The following is a 2,803-nucleotide window of genomic DNA, read 5'->3' on the forward strand; positions in this document are numbered from 1 at the left end:
TCAAATCAAAACGAGCCATTCTCATGCCCCCAGATCGGGGAAACTGAATCAGAGCGGCCGCGATTCGGGAATCCCGTTTATGAGTTCATGACCTAAGCCTCCGACGGCGCCGGCGGCAGCCGAACCGCTCGCGGCGCCGGCTGCGGTTGGGATTGGGTCTGCGGGCATGCGACAGGGCCTTTGCAGGACGCGCTCCTGCCCACAACGCCATGCTCGCGCTCGGGTTCCGCGGGGAAGCTCAAATTCGTCACCGGCGGTCGCTCATCTTCATGCTGCAAAAAATCTCATTGGCCGACAAATCATCAGGCTGAAACTTCAGCTTGTGTGTCCGGCGTCGCGATATTGATCGTCCAGATTGATCGCCTTCATCTTTCCGTTTCCGGAATGGCCGAATGGGGAGATCGAGCGCTTAAGGCGGCAAAGCCCGGTCTGCGACCGGAAAGCGGACCAATGGCGAAGTGGCCAGCTTAAGAAGGATTGCACGGAAAGCTGTCGCAGCTTTCGGCGAACAGAAGAAGAATTTTGGCAGTCTCCGTTCAACTTTTGACCGGTATTTACTCGGGAACAGTCCTTCAAAGGCCGCATTGCCCCCACGCATAGCTTGATCCAAGCGGTTTGCTGGTGCGCGCGTCCCGTCAAGACTAGGCTCCGGACTCATAACCAATAGCTGACGGTGGCGGCGAGGCAGACGGTTGCGAGGTAATTGACGGCGTTTCGGTCGTATCGCGTGGCTACGCGACGGAAATCCTTTAACCGGCAGAACATGCGTTCGATGGCGTTGCGGTTGCGATAGAGGAACGGCGAGAAGCAGTTCTTCCATTTGCGGTTGGCCTTGGGTGGAATGTTCGGCATGACGCCTTTGTCCTCGACCTGTCGGCGAAGCTTGGTGGCGTCGTAGCCCTTGTCTGCATGCAGGATGTCGCAGTCAGGCAGCCTCTCCAGCAATGTCGCGCCAGCGGTGCAATCCGCGATGTTCCCGCCCGTGAGCATGAAGGCCAAAGGCCGGCATTGCGCATCGGTCAGGGCGTGGATTTTCGTCGTGCGCCCACCGCGCGAGCGGCCGATGGCCTGACTTTTCTCCCCCCTTATGGATGGCCCGCCCCTCCTGAGAGAGCGCTGCTACACTGACGGCGCTCACCACCGAGGAAAAAGCCATGGAAATCTCTGTGCTTGGCATCGATCTTGGAAAGAATAGTTGCAGCCTGGTCGGCTTCGACCCTGCCGGCCTTGTCGCGGTCCGTCGGCGAATGCGGCGGGAGACCGTCATAAAATTCTGTGCCAGTTTGCCCGCGTGCGTTGTCGCGATGGAGGCGTGCTGCGGCGCTCACCACATGGGCCGCGTCTTGGCGGCTCAAGGTCATTCCGTGCGTCTGATGTCGCCTGAATATGTGCGCCCTTATGTCAAAGCGCAGAAGAACGACAATCGCGACGCCGAGGCGATCGCGGAGGCGGCGACGCGGCCGACGATGCGATTTGTCGAGCTGAAAACGGAAGAGCAGCTCGATATGCAGACCCTTCACCGGGTGCGCGACCAGCTTGTCGCGGAGCGCACGTCCCTAATGAATCAGATCCGAAGTCTCCTGCTTGAGCGCGGGCATGTCGTGGCGCAGGGGAGAGCAAAGCTGGCGACCCGCCTCGTTGAGCTTCTCGCCGATCCGGCAGCATTGAGGCCACGCATCCATGATCTTCTCAAAGAAATGCAGGATCGGCTGGAAAGCCTTGATCGGCAAATCGCTCAATTCAACAAGGAATTCACCGAACACGCGCGGGCCGACGAGTTGGCGAGCCGCTTGGTCACGATCCCTGGTATCGGCGCGCTGAACGCTACGGCGCTGGTGGCGGCGATCGGTGATGCGCGCACCTTTGGCCGCGGCCGGGATCTGGCGGCTTGGCTTGGACTTGTCCCACGCCAAGCCACCACTGGCGGCAAGCCGCGGCTGCTTGGCATCACCAAGCGCGGCAGCAAATATCTCCGAAAAATGCTGATCCAAGGGGCCCGTTCAGCGTTGCCGACGCTTGTAAGAGCTCAGACGCGGCTTGGCGCCTGGTTGAGAGGGCTTTCCGGACGCGCGCACGGCAACGTCGTCGTTGTGGCGCTGGCCGCCAAGATGGCTCGCATCGTTTGGGCGTTGCTGCGTCATGGGCGTGATTTCGACGCTCAGATCCAGCCAACCTGAGGTTATTCGATTGGCCGTTGCGCGCGACGGTCCTGTTGTCTGCGGGCGGTGAGAGGAAGATGGCCTAACGATTGACCGGCGTCCTGAAATCCTTGGCGGAAAATGGCGCTCGACGCCGGCCCCCTTATGAGGATCAGGACGCGCGGATCTCCATCTTGGCGACAGCATCAGCTGAAAGCCGGATACGTTTTCGCAGATCGTTCAGGCCATAGACAAAAACTGCTTGCTGACGGGGCGGGCCATACGTTTCCGCCCGCCGCGCAGCGGTGAGCTTTCACGGCGCAACTGTCGATCAGGACTTCCGCAGCTGGTCCGCCGGCCCGCGCCAACTCTTCGAAAAGCGTCGCCCAGACGCCTTTCGCCGCCCACCGGACGAAACGGTTGTAGAGCGTCTCCCGAGGACCGTAATCCGGCGGCGCGTCCACCCAGCGCCCGCCAGTTTTCAGCACATGCACGATACCGCTGATCACGCGGAGATCGTCAGCCCGCTCCTTGCCGCGCGTGTCGGTCGGAAGATGAGGTTGGATCTTGGAAAACTGCTCGTCCGTGAGCCAGAACTGATCTCGATTCATCCGCGCTTCCTTTCGGAAGCCCTGAATCATAACCCGCCGCTCAGGCCAAGCGAT

General features: G+C 60.7%; 1 protein-coding gene and 2 pseudogenes. 1 reads left to right on the forward strand and 2 read right to left on the reverse strand.

All coding sequences use genetic code 11. The features are described 5' to 3' along the window. Positions 1-654: 654 nt before the first annotated feature. Positions 655-1,083 (reverse strand): annotated as a pseudogene (locus tag M2320_RS23100) (IS5 family transposase); the annotation flags it as partial. A gap of 71 nt (positions 1,084-1,154) precedes the next feature. Between M2320_RS23100 and M2320_RS23105 the strand changes: the two are divergent. Next, complete coding sequence (locus M2320_RS23105; RefSeq protein ID WP_264599313.1) at positions 1,155-2,177, forward strand: IS110 family transposase; 1,023 nt, start codon at positions 1,155-1,157, stop codon at positions 2,175-2,177. Between the two features lie 248 nt (positions 2,178-2,425). Here the strand turns inward: M2320_RS23105 and M2320_RS23110 are convergent. Then, a pseudogene (locus tag M2320_RS23110) lies at positions 2,426-2,749 on the reverse strand (transposase); the annotation flags it as partial. Positions 2,750-2,803 lie beyond the last annotated feature (54 nt).

It is taken from the genome of Rhodoblastus acidophilus, assembly GCF_025961575.1.
In the GTDB taxonomy this organism is placed as follows: domain Bacteria; phylum Pseudomonadota; class Alphaproteobacteria; order Rhizobiales; family Beijerinckiaceae; genus Rhodoblastus; species Rhodoblastus acidophilus_C.